The organism is Segetibacter sp. (assembly GCF_025963695.1).
Classification (GTDB): Bacteria; Bacteroidota; Bacteroidia; order Chitinophagales; family Chitinophagaceae; genus Segetibacter.
The window spans coordinates 21,759-37,238 of record NZ_JAOQAH010000086.1 but is presented as its reverse complement, the minus strand read 5'-3'; the positions used below and the strand labels follow the sequence as shown (position 1 = coordinate 37,238).

General features: G+C 38.9%; 14 protein-coding genes. 6 read left to right on the top strand and 8 right to left on the bottom strand.

All coding sequences use genetic code 11. The features are described 5' to 3' along the window. Nucleotides 1-42: 42 nt before the first annotated feature. Nucleotides 43-384, bottom strand: a complete 342-nt coding sequence (ytxJ, locus tag JWR87_RS15280; RefSeq protein ID WP_297821663.1) for a bacillithiol system redox-active protein YtxJ — start codon at nucleotides 382-384, stop codon at nucleotides 43-45. A 281-nt stretch (nucleotides 385-665) separates the two neighbouring features. Between ytxJ and JWR87_RS15275 the strand changes: the two genes are divergently transcribed. Further along, nucleotides 666-977, top strand: a complete 312-nt coding sequence (locus JWR87_RS15275) for a hypothetical protein (protein ID WP_297821661.1) — start codon at nucleotides 666-668, stop codon at nucleotides 975-977. A gap of 67 nt (nucleotides 978-1,044) precedes the next feature. On the opposite strand, the gene JWR87_RS15270 is transcribed toward JWR87_RS15275, so the two are convergent. From JWR87_RS15270 to JWR87_RS15260, 3 genes are all read right to left on the bottom strand, one after another. Continuing rightward, on the bottom strand, nucleotides 1,045-1,434 hold the full coding sequence (locus JWR87_RS15270) for a hypothetical protein (protein ID WP_297821659.1): 390 nt from the start codon (nucleotides 1,432-1,434) through the stop codon (nucleotides 1,045-1,047). A gap of 28 nt (nucleotides 1,435-1,462) precedes the next feature. Then, on the bottom strand, nucleotides 1,463-2,293 hold the full coding sequence (locus JWR87_RS15265; protein WP_297821657.1) for a hypothetical protein: 831 nt from the start codon (nucleotides 2,291-2,293) through the stop codon (nucleotides 1,463-1,465). A gap of 811 nt (nucleotides 2,294-3,104) precedes the next feature. Further along, nucleotides 3,105-4,832: a phospho-sugar mutase gene (locus JWR87_RS15260; protein WP_297821655.1), complete on the bottom strand. Its 1,728-nt coding sequence runs from the start codon at nucleotides 4,830-4,832 to the stop codon at nucleotides 3,105-3,107. Between the two features lie 262 nt (nucleotides 4,833-5,094). On the opposite strand from JWR87_RS15260, the gene JWR87_RS15255 reads away from it, so the two are divergent. Then, on the top strand, nucleotides 5,095-6,126 hold the full coding sequence (locus JWR87_RS15255; RefSeq protein WP_297821653.1) for a DUF2279 domain-containing protein: 1,032 nt from the start codon (nucleotides 5,095-5,097) through the stop codon (nucleotides 6,124-6,126). Nucleotides 6,127-6,193: 67 nt separating this feature from the next. Here JWR87_RS15255 and rlmB read toward each other — a convergent pair whose 3' ends face one another. The 4 genes from rlmB to JWR87_RS15235 form a co-directional block, all read right to left on the bottom strand. Further along, nucleotides 6,194-6,970, bottom strand: coding sequence for a 23S rRNA (guanosine(2251)-2'-O)-methyltransferase RlmB (gene rlmB / locus JWR87_RS15250; RefSeq protein WP_297821650.1), 777 nt, complete (start codon nucleotides 6,968-6,970; stop codon nucleotides 6,194-6,196). Between the two features lie 364 nt (nucleotides 6,971-7,334). After that, entirely contained in the window at nucleotides 7,335-8,588 is a 1,254-nt protein-coding gene (metK, locus tag JWR87_RS15245; RefSeq protein WP_297821647.1) for a methionine adenosyltransferase, read from the bottom strand. 56 nt (nucleotides 8,589-8,644) lie between these two features. Beyond that, nucleotides 8,645-10,114 (bottom strand): DUF4270 family protein, encoded by a 1,470-nt coding sequence (locus JWR87_RS15240; RefSeq protein ID WP_297821644.1) that lies wholly within the window; start codon nucleotides 10,112-10,114, stop codon nucleotides 8,645-8,647. A 32-nt stretch (nucleotides 10,115-10,146) separates the two neighbouring features. Next, nucleotides 10,147-10,965: a glycogen/starch synthase gene (locus JWR87_RS15235; protein ID WP_297821641.1), complete on the bottom strand. Its 819-nt coding sequence runs from the start codon at nucleotides 10,963-10,965 to the stop codon at nucleotides 10,147-10,149. A gap of 106 nt (nucleotides 10,966-11,071) precedes the next feature. On the opposite strand from JWR87_RS15235, the gene panC reads away from it, so the two are divergent. From panC to ade, 4 genes are all read left to right on the top strand, one after another. Beyond that, complete coding sequence (gene panC, locus JWR87_RS15230) at nucleotides 11,072-11,923, top strand: pantoate--beta-alanine ligase (protein WP_297821639.1); 852 nt, start codon at nucleotides 11,072-11,074, stop codon at nucleotides 11,921-11,923. 69 nt (nucleotides 11,924-11,992) lie between these two features. Continuing rightward, entirely contained in the window at nucleotides 11,993-13,024 is a 1,032-nt protein-coding gene (locus tag JWR87_RS15225) for a lysylphosphatidylglycerol synthase transmembrane domain-containing protein (RefSeq protein ID WP_297821637.1), read from the top strand. After that, a complete protein-coding gene (gene rfaE2, locus JWR87_RS15220) occupies nucleotides 12,996-13,490 on the top strand; it encodes a D-glycero-beta-D-manno-heptose 1-phosphate adenylyltransferase (protein ID WP_297821636.1) in 495 nt (164 codons plus the stop codon). Before JWR87_RS15225 ends, rfaE2 begins: the two co-directional genes overlap by 29 nt. A gap of 267 nt (nucleotides 13,491-13,757) precedes the next feature. Beyond that, on the top strand, nucleotides 13,758-15,419 hold the full coding sequence (gene ade / locus JWR87_RS15215) for an adenine deaminase (RefSeq protein WP_297821634.1): 1,662 nt from the start codon (nucleotides 13,758-13,760) through the stop codon (nucleotides 15,417-15,419). Nucleotides 15,420-15,480: the final 61 nt, after the last annotated feature.

Genomic DNA, 15,480 nt, shown 5'->3' with positions numbered 1-15,480 from the left:
TCGAACTCCTTCTAAAAAAATTATACCTCAATAAATGTTTTTCTAATGCTCTCTTGCTTCTAATGCCTGCGCCGCTTCTTCAGCCGAAATATTATAAAGAGCCTCATCATATATACATTTCCCATCCTTAATAACCAATAGCTGGGGTGATTGGTGGGGAATGTCAAATTTTTCGGCCACAGCATCTGAAATATCACGATGAGAAAGCAAGTCAAGAATGAAAACAGGAGTATTTACAGGAAGTTTGTCCTCGTCCTGCTCCAGCTTTTGCTTTACGCTTTTGCTAATTGGGCAAGTCGTATTATGTTTAAAAATAATTGTGCTGCCACTTGCTTCTGCAATCTTCTCCAATTGAGTTTCACTTTGTAACGATTGAAATTCCATCTTTAATAATTTTTAAGTCAAATTGCTATTATCGTTCCACATAATGCCGCAAAATACATTAGTAATTTTTCTGTGGACACGTCAGGAAATTGTTTACACCAGCATTTCGATGAAATAAAGAACATTAATATTATTAATAATAAATATGTTTTATGAGGACTTTTAATAATTATAATATTTCTTTCGTAAACTTATTTCCCCACTTCTTTGTAAGTATTTGGAAAAATAGAATAGGAGTAAGAATGGCACTATTCTTCCTTACCATATAAAAAGGGGTAAGTATGACCGTTGATGATTTCAAAAAATTAGAAGACCGACTAAAGGTGCAGATGATTTTTGATGCAAAAAAGATTTCTGAAAAGATAGATCATGAGTCAAACTATCAACTTTTTCAGATCGGTAATTTTTTTGTAGAGGCAAAAACCAGTCTCGAAGGTAAATTTAAAAGAAGTATAAAAACTTACACACTAAGAGAACTACCAGTTGATTATGCAGGAGAAGTCTTAGGAATGCCAATAGTTAAATTTGCAAACGATATAGCGGGATGCACCGATAGTAGCATTAATTTTAAAAAAAAAGAAAAGTCAACTTAGCATTTTACAACTTTTCCTCTTTCACTTTTCACTCGAACTAAACACGTATTTCTTTCAGCACCTTGCTTTATAACTTTAGGCTTTTCCCCAAATTAATGGTGCTCTGCACAATGGCTCTAGGATCCTTTGATATAATTGCCGTTCCTATCTTCACTAATCCGGAAGCAATATTTATAGCATGCTGCACAGCTAGTGCCTTTTTTACCGCCAATTTTACTCCTTCCGTTATTATTTCAAGTTGAGCGAGCGTTTCCTCTACGTCATTAAAAACAAGATCAACACCAATCATATTTATCTCGCCTGCCATTTGTGCCAGGTCTATCTCGGTATCGTATAACTGGTTTCTTTCCATAGCACTCATATTCCCCTTATTAAAGTCAATATATTCTCCAATAAACTTCGCGAGGCTGCCAAAGTAGTCGGACAGCTGGAATACCTGTTGAGTATCGGGGTTCATTTTTGTTTCATTTTTATTTATTCTCCGGTTATTGCAAAGTCGACGCTAAATACTGTAGCTCTTTCGTATATCGCAGCAATAGCGCTCTTGTATTTACATCCTTTAAATTATACCGATGTATGTATAATTCGTGATACCCCTTTTGTACCAACTTTAGTAAGGCAACATAGGTATCAATCAGGGAATTGTGTTTATTGTAGTAAGCCTTTTGATCGAGGTATTGCTTTACAAATATTTGTTTCAATCCCTTGTCGCCGGCATTGTCCAAAGCCTGTTTAATGTTAGGAAGGCGAGCATCGTATTGAGATTGAAGTTGAGCACGAAGCCTATTGTCTATAAGATAAATATAGGTTTCAGTCAGTTGCTGAAAAATAGTGTCCGCCTCGATTAAATATTTCTTCAATTTCTTTTTTCGATAAAAAGTGGTGGCCGCGGTAGCAATGAAGTTTCCCGCTTTTGTAGAAACTGAAACTTGCTTGTCGCTTAGTTTTAGAAGGGTGCTGTTTTGAAGGGCCGAGGTTAAACCAGAGACATCATAGGTAAACTCCTTGTTATTGCTTAACTGTGCTACCGCTTCCAGGTAAGCTTTAATCGTACTGTTTATTTTCCGCATCGCTTCATCTGCGTTTGATGCTGCCTCTACACAGTTGCAGTTAAAGTTCGGGTCGAGTTCACCTATCCTCATCTGTTGCAGCTCACAATTCTGCTGACAGTAATCTCTATATGTATAATCAACGCTATTTACCTTATCAAGGGCTTCTACAGAAGAAGTTGCATAATTATGTACCTCTGTTAATGGAACACAGCCAACAAAAAGAACAAAAACAACAAGTATTGATAGGTGTATTATTCTAAACATAAATCTTTAATTGACTAATAAGACAAACTTGCACTTTGGTCCTCAGAAGAATTTTTCTCTTTTTTTAAAATTCAGCTGTGTAACTACTTTAAACCCCGTTGCGTCGCACTCTTTTACTTTCCTTTCATTATTCAGCTTTTTAGCTGTTTATGAGCTAAATACTGTAAGGATAATATTATTGATAAGGGAATGTTTATTTTGTTAAGGAATAAAATTGGTAAATACTTTAAATAATTGCAACTATAATTCTAAAAAAAGGAAAACGGAATATCCTTATCCCCAACGTAAGCGTTCCACTGTTTCACTAAGTACATATTGTTACGCTCTTTAACCTGCTGTTATTTGCCAGTAAAATTTTATGCGAAGATTGCTGCATGCAAATGGCAAGCGGTTATTATTAACCGGCCGGCAGTCATTTTATTAAAACAGTCATTAGTTAAGTCATGCAGTATCTTTCATCGAAGTGCGATTATTATTTGTGCCTGCGTAATACCGACATGCGTAAAGGCTTTAGTTAAGTACGCGGGTATCTTCTCACATGCCACTCAACATAAGCTAAAGTGGATAAAAGTGAATCTCCTTATTTACTTCCGGCTTTCATTTGGGGCGGCTGACAAAAAAATTTTCGGAGTAACTTATTTAGGTTAGCGTGGGCACGGTGTAAGCGTGTGCAATCCCACTTGCTGCTGCCCAATTCCCTTACAACTTATCGATACCAGGATTAATGAAAGCTTATGTTTTAAAAAATTGAAATCATAAAAAAAGCCGCCTTTTAGCAGACGGCCTTCCTTAGTCTATATAAAAACTTAAATTATTTCAGCTTCATATCACTAATAATTGCTTTTATTTTATCCTCCATTTGCTTTTCTGTTTCATCAAATTTGTCCGCACTTTCAAGACTTGTTTTTACACTGAAGTAAAACTTAATCTTAGGTTCTGTACCACTTGGTCTCGCAGAGATCTTAGAGCCATCTTCCAAAATAAACTGCAGCACGTTGCTCTTTGGCAACTCTATATCCCACACGCTTCCACCCTGCAGGTTCTTGCCAACCTGGGTTTCATAATCCAACAACTGCACTACAGGAGAGCCATTAATCGTAGCAGGAGGATTGTCCCGAAATCCTTGCATCATCTCTGCAATTTCTTCAGCTCCACGCATTCCTTTCTTAGTTATCGAAATAAGCCCTTCCTTGTAATATCCATACTGAACATATAGATCGATCAATTTCTCAAACAAACTCTGTCCCTGGTTCTTTTGATATGCCGCCATTTCACAAAGTATTGCCACAGCAGAAATGGCATCCTTATCACGTATCTTATCTCCTATCATTAAGCCGTAACTTTCTTCCCCACCAATAATATAATTTTCCTTACCCAACTTTTCCGTAATCAATTCAGCTATCCATTTAAAGCCAGTAAGCACATTATAACACGTAACACCACTGGCAGCCGCAATATCATCAATCAGGTTTGTGGTGACAATGGTTTTAATAACCATATCATTTCGTTGTGCAATACCCTTCACTTTTCTTGCCTCAATCATGTAATTAAACGCAAGAACGGCTGTCTGGTTTCCATTCATTAAAACCCATTCACCTTTGGTATTTTTTATCGCAATCCCTACCCTATCGCTGTCCGGGTCGGTACCTAATAAAATGTCTGCATCAATTTCTTTTGCTTTTTTCAGGCCAATGCTCATGGCCTCACTTTCTTCGGGATTGGGATAAACAACCGTTGGAAAATTTCCATCAGGAGTTGCCTGTTCATCGACGATGGTGACGTTGGTGAACCCAAAGCGTTCTAATACTTGAGGCATCAGTGTAATGCCGGTACCATGTATAGGGGTATAAACAATTTTAAGGTCTTTTTGCTTCTCTATCACCTCCGGGTAAATACTAAGGCTTTTTACCATATCAATAAAGGCCTCGTCCATTCCCTTGCCGAGTATCGAGATGTTTTCTTCTCCACCGGTAAACAGCACTTCATCCACACTTGTTATCGCGTCCACTTCTGTAATCACATTTTTATCATGTGGTGGCACCAGCTGTCCTCCGTCATTCCAATATGCTTTGTAACCGTTATACTCTTTCGGATTGTGTGAAGCTGTTAACACAACACCTGCCTGACAGCTAAGATGCCGAATAGTATATGAAAGTTCAGGTGTGGGCCTCAGTGCTTCAAAAAGGTATACTTTTATGCCATTTGCTGCAAAAACATTAGCGGTAGTTTCCGCAAAAAAACGGCTGTTGTTCCGGCAATCGTGTGCAATTGCAACCTTTATTTCTGCAGTTCCGTACACTTTCTTCAAATAGTTTGCAAACCCCTGGGTTGCCATACCTACCGTATATTTATTCATCCGGTTTGTACCTACTCCCATTATTCCGCGCAGCCCTCCCGTTCCAAACTCAAGGCTTCGATAAAATGACTCAGCAAGTTCTTCGGGAGAAGTCTCCTGCAATTGCCTGACTTCGTCTTTAGTTGCCTGATCATAATTTCCATTCAACCAAGCATTTGCTTTTTCTAAAATTGCAGCATCCATATTTTTAAACTTTTAGTGAAAGTACATAATTATGATACCAGCTTCATAACCCTGGTTTACCCTCGTTGCGACGCTTCTTTCAACTGCTGTATAATGATGAGACAATTAAAATTGCAAGTTATCGTTTGACAAAAGAAACTTTCAAATATTAATCAAACTTCGTTAGTACGCAGCGAATTGAGAACGCAAGTTTAAGAAAAAATTACTGATCAAAGCGTTCAAAAATAAAGTGTTATATATTTTTATCCCGTACGTTTGACACATGAAGATGAGGTTGGCAAATCGAAGACAAATCACACAAGTATATCTCTTTCTTATTTCGTTGTTACCCGTTTATGTTTCAGCTCAGACGTTTCCAATTGATACCGCCCTTGCTTTATCTGAAACGAATTCTCCCGTTATTTTCCAAAACTACAAGACCCTACGCGATACGTCTATTTCTATTCTCAACAAAAAAAGAGTGAAACTAGTTGCTGCTGCAAATATTATTGGATATGGAGCGACAACAATTGGACTGTATTCTGACTGGTATAAAAACTATCCGCAGAGCAACTTTCACTTTTTTAACGACAACAACGAATGGAAGCAGGTTGATAAAGTGGGGCACGCTTACAGCGCCTATATTGAAGGCTATGGCAGCATGGAGATGTGGCGCTGGGCGGGAATGTCGCGAAGAAAAAGCGCCTGGATCGGTGGCCTGAGTGCGCTCGCCTATCAATCGATAATTGAAACAATGGACGGCTTTAGTGCTGAGTGGGGATGGAGCTGGGGCGATATGGGTTCCAATTTTTTTGGAATAGGATTGTTAATCGGCCAGGAGTTGAGGTGGAATGAACAACGCCTCAAGTTCAAGTTTTCTTTTCATAAAAAAGACTACACTTCTCCTGATTTAAACATGCGCGCTAATACTCTCTATGGCAATGGTTTTAGTCAGCAATTTATAAAGGACTATAACGGTCAGACTTATTGGCTCAGCGCTAACCTAAAATCTTTTATGCCCACCACAAATTTGCCTTCCTGGTTAGGTGTAGCTTTTGGTTATGGCGCAGATGGAATGTTTGGCGCACTAAGTAATGTTGCAAGGGACAATGCAGGTAACATAACTTTCAATCGAAGCGATATAGCCCGGTACAGGCAGTATTACATCTCGCCCGATATAGACTTGACAAAAATTAAAACTAAAAGCAAATTTCTGAAACTAGCACTAGGGGCTTTAAATGCTTTTAAGTTTCCTGCACCTTCACTAGAATACAATTCAAAAGGAAAGTTCGCGTTTCATTTGATTCATTTTTAGCAAGTTTTGTTGCCAGGTTCAGCCATCTGCCACAACCAACTTTAAACGCCAAACTTCGTTCAACTTCCTACTTCCCTTGCATCCGCTGCTTCAATGCTTCATATAAAATCATCCCCGCCGCAACAGACACGTTTAGCGATTCAAAATTTCCCTTCATCGGTATTTTAAATGGTTCATCGCAAACCTTCATTAAAGCCGGATAAATTCCTTTATCCTCGCTTCCCATAACTATTGCCGCAGGCTCATGCAGTTGCACGTCAAACAGATTTTTCTCGGCAGTCATGTCACTCGCAAAAACCTTTATTCCGTTCATGTGTAGTTCGTCAACGGCCTTCATTAAACTACTGACACGGCAAATGGCTACTTTCTCAAGAGCGCCAGCTGATGTTGCTATTGCATCTTCGTTTAAAGCTCCCACTCCTTTTTCGGGAATAATGATAGCATGAACACCGCAACACAGCGCAGTTCTTGCAATTGCGCCAATATTTCTCACATCGGTTATTCCGTCTAACATCAGAAACAAAGGAGCCTCGCCCTTATCCACCACATAAGAAATAACTTGCTGCAAATCCTGGTATTGCACTTTCGAAATAACAGCTATACAACCTTCATGATTGCTCACGTTAAAGCCATTCAGCTTCTCGACCGGCACTTTATTGACCGGTATCTGATTATCTGTCGCCAATCTCTTAATCTCGTCTATTACGTCTCCATGTATGGTACTAACTAAGTAAATTCTTTCTAACTGTTTGCCTTGCTGTAAAGCTTCAATTACTTTACTTCGGCCTACGATTAATGTATTCTTTTTTGGCCTTGCCTTCTGTTGCTGGTTTCGAAAATTCATAACGGCAAAGTAAAGACTAAATTGAATAAAGCAGTTAAGAATTAGGAGACTTTGATTAGAGTGGTTAGTAAGTGTGCCAGGAAGTTTGGATAGAAGAAGGTAGATTTTTGCACCAGCTTTTGTACTATTATCAACATCGTTGTGTCACTCACTTCAACTGAATTTCTTTATTGCACAAAACCAGTCGCCCAGCCACGATAAGATTTTAGAGTTTAAAGAGATTTTACAGGAAAAAGGTTGGAATGGCTAATTGCCATTCAAAAGCCGAATGGAGCGTCGAAACAATTTTAAATGTTGATATACTGCTGGTAACAAAAAAAACCTCCATTCTAACGAACAGAGGTTTTAATATTATAAGGGTAAACTATTGTAGTTTAAACGTTTCTTTTACTTTATCTACATAATCCAACTTCTCCCATGTAAACAATTCGACTTCTACTGTTTTTACTTCACCTGCGGGTGTTACAAATTGTTTTGTTTTCACTTCAGGTTCACGACCCATGTGACCATAAGCCGCTGTTTCGCTATAGATGGGTGATCTCAATTTCAGGCGTTGCTCTATGAAGTAAGGACGCATATCGAAAATCCCTTCAACAAGCTTAGCAATCTCTCCGTCCGACATACCAACTTTCGCTGTACCATAAGTATTTACATAAATACTGGTTGGTTGTGCAACCCCAATTGCATAAGATACCTGAACCAATACTTCGCTACAAAGTCCTGCAGCAACAAGGTTTTTAGCAATATGGCGAGTGGCGTAAGCGGCACTGCGGTCAACTTTAGAAGGATCTTTTCCACTGAAAGCGCCGCCACCGTGTGCACCTTTACCCCCGTACGTATCTACAATTATTTTACGTCCTGTTAACCCTGTGTCTCCATGCGGTCCTCCAATAACAAATTTACCGGTGGGGTTGATGTGATATTTTATCTCGTCAGTAAACAGGTGGTTATATTTCTGGTATTTACTTTTTACCCTTGGAATTAGAATATTAATAATATCGCTCTTAATCTTCGCAAGCATTGTGTCTTCATGTCCAAAATCGTCGTGTTGAGTAGAGATAACAATTGCGTCTATTCTTACAGGTTGATTATTATCGTCGTACTCTAAAGTAACCTGGCTTTTAGCATCAGGCCTGAGATAACTAATAATATCGTTTTCTCTTCTCAAAACAGCCAACTCTAACAGAAGCTTGTGTGCGAGGTCAAGAGCCAAAGGCATATAAGACTCTGTTTCATTAGTAGCGTAGCCGAACATCATCCCCTGGTCACCCGCTCCCTGCTCTTCTTTAACTTGTCTGTCAACACCCTGGTTAATATCTGATGACTGCTCGTGAATTGCAGAAAGAACACCGCAACTGTTTGCCTCAAACATGTACTCACTCTTGGTGTATCCAATTTTACGGATAACGCCGCGTGCAATTTCCTGAACATCGAGGTAAGCTTTACTTTTAACTTCACCCGCAAGAATAACCTGTCCTGTGGTAACTAAAGTTTCGCATGCTACTTTACTTTGTGGGTCGAAAGCGAGAAAATTATCGATTAATGCATCACTGATTTGGTCAGCTACTTTATCAGGATGTCCTTCAGAAACACTTTCCGAGGTAAATAAATAAGGCATAGTTGATTGAATATTTTTAAAAATGGTCGCAAAGATAAGGCTTCGCAACCTTCTGCTTATATTTTGGAATAGACAATCCTCAAGCGCATTCTCAATTGATTTTGCTTTGTCATTCCTCCGCCTCCAAGACGAACCCTTCCCTCACCAGTGTTATTGGCTACAGTGGGAGTAATATAAAAGGTTGAAACGGCATTGGGTTGAGGATATGGGGGAGTGTATTGCAGGGAGTCATTACTGGGAGCAGACAACCTCAAGGTCAGGCTACTATCTTTTCTGGAGACAATACCCTGTACATACCTGCTGACGTCGAAATTATAAGCCTTCACAATCCCATAACCCGAAACTTCTTTCTCCATCATAAAACCGCCGGATGTGGAAATATTAGGAGTTCCTCCAGACACAACAAAATCATTAGGCAAGTTCGTCTGCACTTTTTTAGTACTATCATAACTACTAAGTAACAAGTAACGTGGAGGTGTTAATACCAGATCTAACTTTGAAACATCGGGCGCTTGAAATGCTAGTAGCTCTGCGCGATGAACTAAAATATTCGGAAGTCCTCGTAGTCCGGGAATTTTTACCGTTGCAAAAGTTCCTGGCGCCGTTTGAATAAATACCAGAGAGTCGTTCCTAACAGTATTGATAAAATAGGCATTCATTTGAGAATTATTTCTGTCACGCGCAATGTAGTTAGCGTTTCCAGAGACAGGAATACCTGAACCGTTACTGAACCTAAAATAACTAACCGCAGTATCTTTTTTCGCTGCTGTAGTATTCTGAAACTTATAAAACAAAGCAAGCTTAGTGTTGGTATCTGATAGGTTTATACGTATCAAGGCGTTACCCGGACTACGTGTTGCAGGCATAACAGCAAAACCTTTAAAATTCTCCCGAAAAAGAGAGTCTTTTGCATATGCACCGGTAGTAGTTGTTGAGTCATACTGCTTAATCAGCCTGTCAGCGAACGATTGTGAAAGCTTGATTCTGATTTGATTACTGGCGTTTTCAAATCCGTAATTTACGGAGTCTTTCAAACCCGGAATGTTTATAGATTTGCTACCTAATAAATTACCCGTGGCAAAGGATTTATTTACATTAAATATCGTATCCCCTCTTAAAGACTCTGTAAGCTCGCGCACCTCCCAGTTTTGAGGTATCTGTGGATCGCCAAACACACCTTTATAACTTAAAATCAGAACGGCTGAGTCCGCCGTTATTGTAGGTGTATTTGGAAGAGAAAACGGGTAGGTTGTAGGCTTTAATTCAAAAAAAGCTGTGGCTCGTGTCTCACCAAACAAGGGATCATTATTTATGACGCCAATAACATGATCATCAGTTTTGTAAACTTTAGTAGCGTCTCCTAATGGATCAATATAATTATTAGTAAAAACATCAAGAGTAGTATCTAAAGTAGTAACCCCGTCTACTGGTGGAATTAACCCGCTTCCTATAGTTGTAGATTCGATTTTAGTACAGGCTGAAATGAGAAAAGAAATAGCAATAGCTATGCTGAAAAGCTTACGCATCTAACTGAAATAGATTATTTTAAGGGGTAAATTTACTTAGACGCAAGGTCGTTATACAATTCTAAATACTCTGTTAAATCAGTATCCCAACCTTTAAAGGGAATCACCTTTTTACCCTTGACTTTTGAGAATTCATCAACAAGTTTTTTGTCTATGTTTTCAGCACCAAAAGAAATTGCATCAGCATAGGAAGCTGCCCCTCTTTGTAGGGCGTAATTAGTAGCGTCCTTATAATTTTCCAAATCTTTTTCTTTAAGGCTTACATGAATAAGTGCTCTTTTCGCAAAGTCGTCACTTAACTTTTCCTCAAAGGTATCGCTGCCTAAAGTATAAATAACCTTGCTGTGAGCAAAGACGGGTTCCTTTTTATACACAGTCTTAAGGTATAAGGGAACAAGGGCGGTCATCCAACCACTGCAATGAATAACATCTGGCGGCCATCCAAACTTCTTTACTGTTTCAAGGGCACCTTTACAAAAGAAAATGGTTCTTAAATCATTATCATCATACCATTTTTCGTCCTCATCACTAAAAACGAACTTCCTTTTAAAAAAGTCTTCATTATCCAGAAAGTATACCTGCAAACGTGCATTAGGTAAAGACGCAACCTTAATCTGTAAAGGATAATCATCGTTATCTACACTTACATTTATTCCCGATAATCGAACTACTTCATGAAGACGATGTCTTCTTTCATTAATTGTTCCAAACCGTGGCATAACGCATCTTACTTCTAACCCAGCATCGTTGCTCTTAATTGCCAGCTTGTTCACTATCTCCGCAAATTCTGTCAGCTCTAAATATGGCGACATTTCGTTAGCAATAAATAAAATTCTTTTCTTTGTTGACATTATTCCAATTTGGTTTACTCTTACCCCTTAAAAAAGAGTGTGCAAAACTAATCAATTTTATCCGAATCGCCAGAAGTGAGGTTTCCTGGCACTGTAAACCGTATAAATGATCTTATTTAAAGAAGCAGCTCCCCTATCAAAACATATAAGTAAACTCAGGGATAAGGGCAATTCAATCGGCTTTGCTCCCACCATGGGGGCGCTTCATAGCGGCCATATTTCACTGATCGAAAAGTCGAAGACCATTTGCGATATAACAGTAAGCAGCATCTTTGTAAATCCTACCCAGTTTAACGATCCTAAAGACTTTGAAAAATATCCGGTAACCATTGGCAGCGATATATCGGCTTTAGAAAGTGCAGGCTGCGACATTTTATTTATACCTTCTGTATCAGAAATTTATCCCGCAGGAATCGGTAAAGCTCCTCATTATGATTTGGGAGAAATTGAACTCCTGCTTGAAGGTAGATTTAGACCAGGCCATTTTCAGGGAGTTTGCCAGGTAGTACATAGACTTTTAGATATTGTAAAACCTGGTAAACTTTTTATGGGTCAAAAAGATTACCAGCAATGTATTGTTGTAAAAAAATTGGTTCAATTATTAAATTTGCCAATAGACGTTATCACAGTAGGTACCTATCGCGAAGAGTCTGGTCTTGCCATGAGTAGCCGTAACTTGAGATTGAGTAAGGATGAAAAATTGGAAGCCGCGGCAATTTTTAAGATGCTTCAGTATATAAAAGAAAACCGCACTACTAACCCTCATTCCACGCTTGAAAATTATGCTGCGAATTACTTAATAAAGTCTGGATTTCGTGCAGTCGACTATGTTTCAATAGCAGATGCAAAAACGCTACAACCTACAAGTGCAATTAGCGAAGGAATAAAGCGGGTTGCATTAATAGCAGCGTTTATTGGGGATGTCAGATTGATAGACAATTTACTACTAGATGAGTAAATTTTTTCATTGCTAAGGGTTATCGCTCAATCTTAATGTTTGGCATTATATTGCACACCTTAGCTACCGATGAGAAAGAAAATTTTCAACATACTTAAATACCTCATGTTTCTTGGCCTGGGGGTGTTTCTTGTATGGTGGAGTCTTCACCAAATACCTCCTGAAAAGTGGAAAGATTTTCGAACCGCCTTTTCTACAGCTAATTACCTGCTATTAGTTCCGGTTTTCTTCATTCTTGTCGGCAGTCATATTTTACGGGCAATTCGTTGGAGAATGTTGATTTCACCTATGGGCTATACCCCCTCTTTAGCAAACACTTTTTTTGCCGTCATGATTGGTTATTTGGCAAACCTTGCAGTGCCGAGGCTGGGCGAAGTTTTAAAATGTACTATTCTTGCAAAATACGGACATGTACCTGCGGAGAAGCTGGTAGGCACTATTGTAGCCGAACGCGCCTTCGATCTTGTATGCCTTGTATTGGTATTCTTATTAGCATTTGCATTGCAGTTTGAAGTGATTGGTGGCTTTGGAACAGCCCTTTTAAAAAAGTTATTTAGTAGCAAAAGTGGCAGTTTTGATACCTCTAAAATTGTTATTGCCGTCGCAATTTTAATTGCTGTAATAATTCTCATAAGATTTTTATTCGGGCGCTTTACTAACACGCCTTTTATAATTGCAATACAAAGGATTATAAAAGGTATTTGGCAGGGAATTATAAGTATAAAAGACCTACAGCATAAGTGGGCTTTTATATTTTCAAGTCTTGGCATTTGGGCTATGTACCTGGCCGGTACATGGATCGGTTTCGCCGCTACCGCAGGAACAGCCGGTTTAGGGTTAGGCACTGCCGTATCAGCCCTTGCATTCGCAAGTATTGGCATGATTGTAACGCCGGGTGGCATTGGCGCTTATGCATTTTTTCTTGCCAAAGTTTTAGAGCAGCATCAAGTTCCTTTTGCCATAGGCTTTGCCAACGGCACTTTACAATGGTTTGCCCAATTTCTGATAATCATTTTTGTAGGTTTTATATCACTGGGTCTTCTCCCCTACTTTAATAAAAAAAAGAATACATATGAAGAAGCCGGAAGTAATTCCATCTAAAATATACACGCGTGAAGGCTTGGTTAAACAAGTTGCAATATGGCGGTTTTTAGGTAAATCAATTTCATTTACGAATGGCTGTTTCGACATCTTACACTCGGGTCATATTTCATCTCTTAGCGAAGCTGCCAGGGAAGGAGATATTTTAATTGTTGGTGTCAATACAGATGCAAGTACCAAAAGATTAAAAGGCGAAGAGAGACCTGTAAACAACGAAGGCAGCCGGGCTCTTTTACTGGCAAGCCTTGCAATTGTTGATGCAGTCACCCTCTTTGATGAAGACACTCCTTTCGAGTTAATCTTAGCTTTAATGCCCGATGTAATTGTAAAGGGAGGCGATTACACATTAGATCAAATGGTAGGCGCAAAAGAAGTGATAGCCAACGGAGGCCGCGTCGTAATCAACCCAATAGTAGCGGGCTACTCCACTACGGGAATTATAGAAAAAATAAGAAAATTAGGATAAATCGAATTAAAGAAGTGTTTGCGAAAAGGTAAGTTTCAGGGTGTCGAACCGTGGAAATTTCTTCAACTATTGTTGCGTCGCACTCTTGTACATTGGCTTTCTATTCTGCGTAAACATTTATCATGTCCTTCTTTTTTTCGACGGGAATAAAAACAAAGAATGCAATTCTCACGCTCATACCTCTCCTCTATCTAAATCGGTTGTACACAAGCAAGTCTTTATACAAAGAGGTAGTTTTATTTCATTCACACAAAACTGTTTTCAGCAATGAAAAATAATAGCCGCTTTTTTATAAAAGGCAAATTAGTAGACATAACAAACAAAAGAATTTTTGCTGCAAAAATTGAAGTTGCAAATGGAATTATAGAAAGGATTGAAGAACTTTTTGATGAAGGGACACTTCCACATTTTATCCTTCCAGGATTTATAGACAGCCATGTGCATATAGAAAGCAGCATGCTAATACCTTCTGAATTTGCAAGACTTGCCGTTGTTCACGGTACCGTTGCAACAATAAGTGATCCACACGAAATTGCAAATGTATGTGGTATTAAAGGCGTAGAATATATGCTTGAAAATGGGAACAAGGTTCCTTTTAAATTTAATTTTGGAGCACCTAGCTGCGTACCCGCAACTACATTTGAAACAGCAGGCGCTGCCTTAGACGCAAGAGCCGTAGAAGATTTATTGCAACGTAAAGAAATTAAATACCTCAGTGAAATGATGAATTTTCCAGGGGTATTGTTTAACGATGAGGAAGTAATACAAAAAATAGCAGCTTCACATAAACTAAATAAGCCGGTCGATGGACATGCTCCCGGATTGAGAGGTGAAGATGCTAAGAAATATGTTGATGCTGGCATTAGCACCGATCATGAATGTTTTACAGCAGAAGAGGCACTAGAGAAACTTAAGTTGGGAATGAAGATTTTAATACGTGAAGGCAGTGCTGCAAAGAACTTTGAAGCACTTGCACATCTCTTACAGGAACATTCGGGGAATATGATGTTTTGCAGCGACGACAAACATCCCGACAGCCTTGTTGAAGGTCATATAAATAAACTTTGTGCAAGAGCCGTAGCAAAAGGTATTGATGTTTTTGACGTGCTTCAAGCGGCATGTGTTAATCCGGTAACCCACTATAAACTTAATGTTGGATTACTTAAAGAAGGTGATAGCGCAGATTTTATAATGGCGAAAGATCTTATAAGTTTTAGCATAGTCGCTACGTACATAGTTGGAGAATTAGTGGCCGAAAACGGAGCCACAAAAATCAGATCTATTCCTTCACTTAACATTAACCATTTTAAATGTGACCTAACCACTCCAAAAGATTTTGAGGTGTTAGATCTATCTAGCAGCGAAAAGCAAATACCGGTGATAGAGGCGCTGGATGGACAATTAATAACAAACAAACTACTCGTCTCTTCCTCGCTCCTTAAAAAAGATAATAACTATTTATGTAGCAATTCAAATGAAGACATTTTGAAAATAGCAGTAATCAACCGCTATCACAAAGCACCAATTGCAAGAGGATGGATAAAAAATTTCGGGTTAAAAGAAGGCGCCATTGCCTCTTCTGTGGCCCACGACAGCCATAATATAATTGTAACAGGAGTAGACGATGAGAGTTTGTGTAGAGCGGCAAACCTGGTAATTACCGAAAAAGGCGGGGTCAGTTGTGTTTCAAAAGAAAAATCTATAGTTCTTGGTTTACCTGTTGCCGGATTAATGAGCCATAAAGACGGATACGAGGTTGCGCAACAATACACTGAAATAGATAAAATGGCCAAAAGCCTGGGATCAAAATTATCTGCACCATTTATGACCCTTTCATTTATGGCACTTTTGGTAATCCCTCATCTTAAACTTAGCGACAAAGGCCTGTTTGATGGCGATACTTTTTCGTTTGAGAAAGCAACCGATTAGTTGATAACAATACTATTAATTAAAATATCACCAGCTCAAAGCTGACAGCTGTACTTTTATT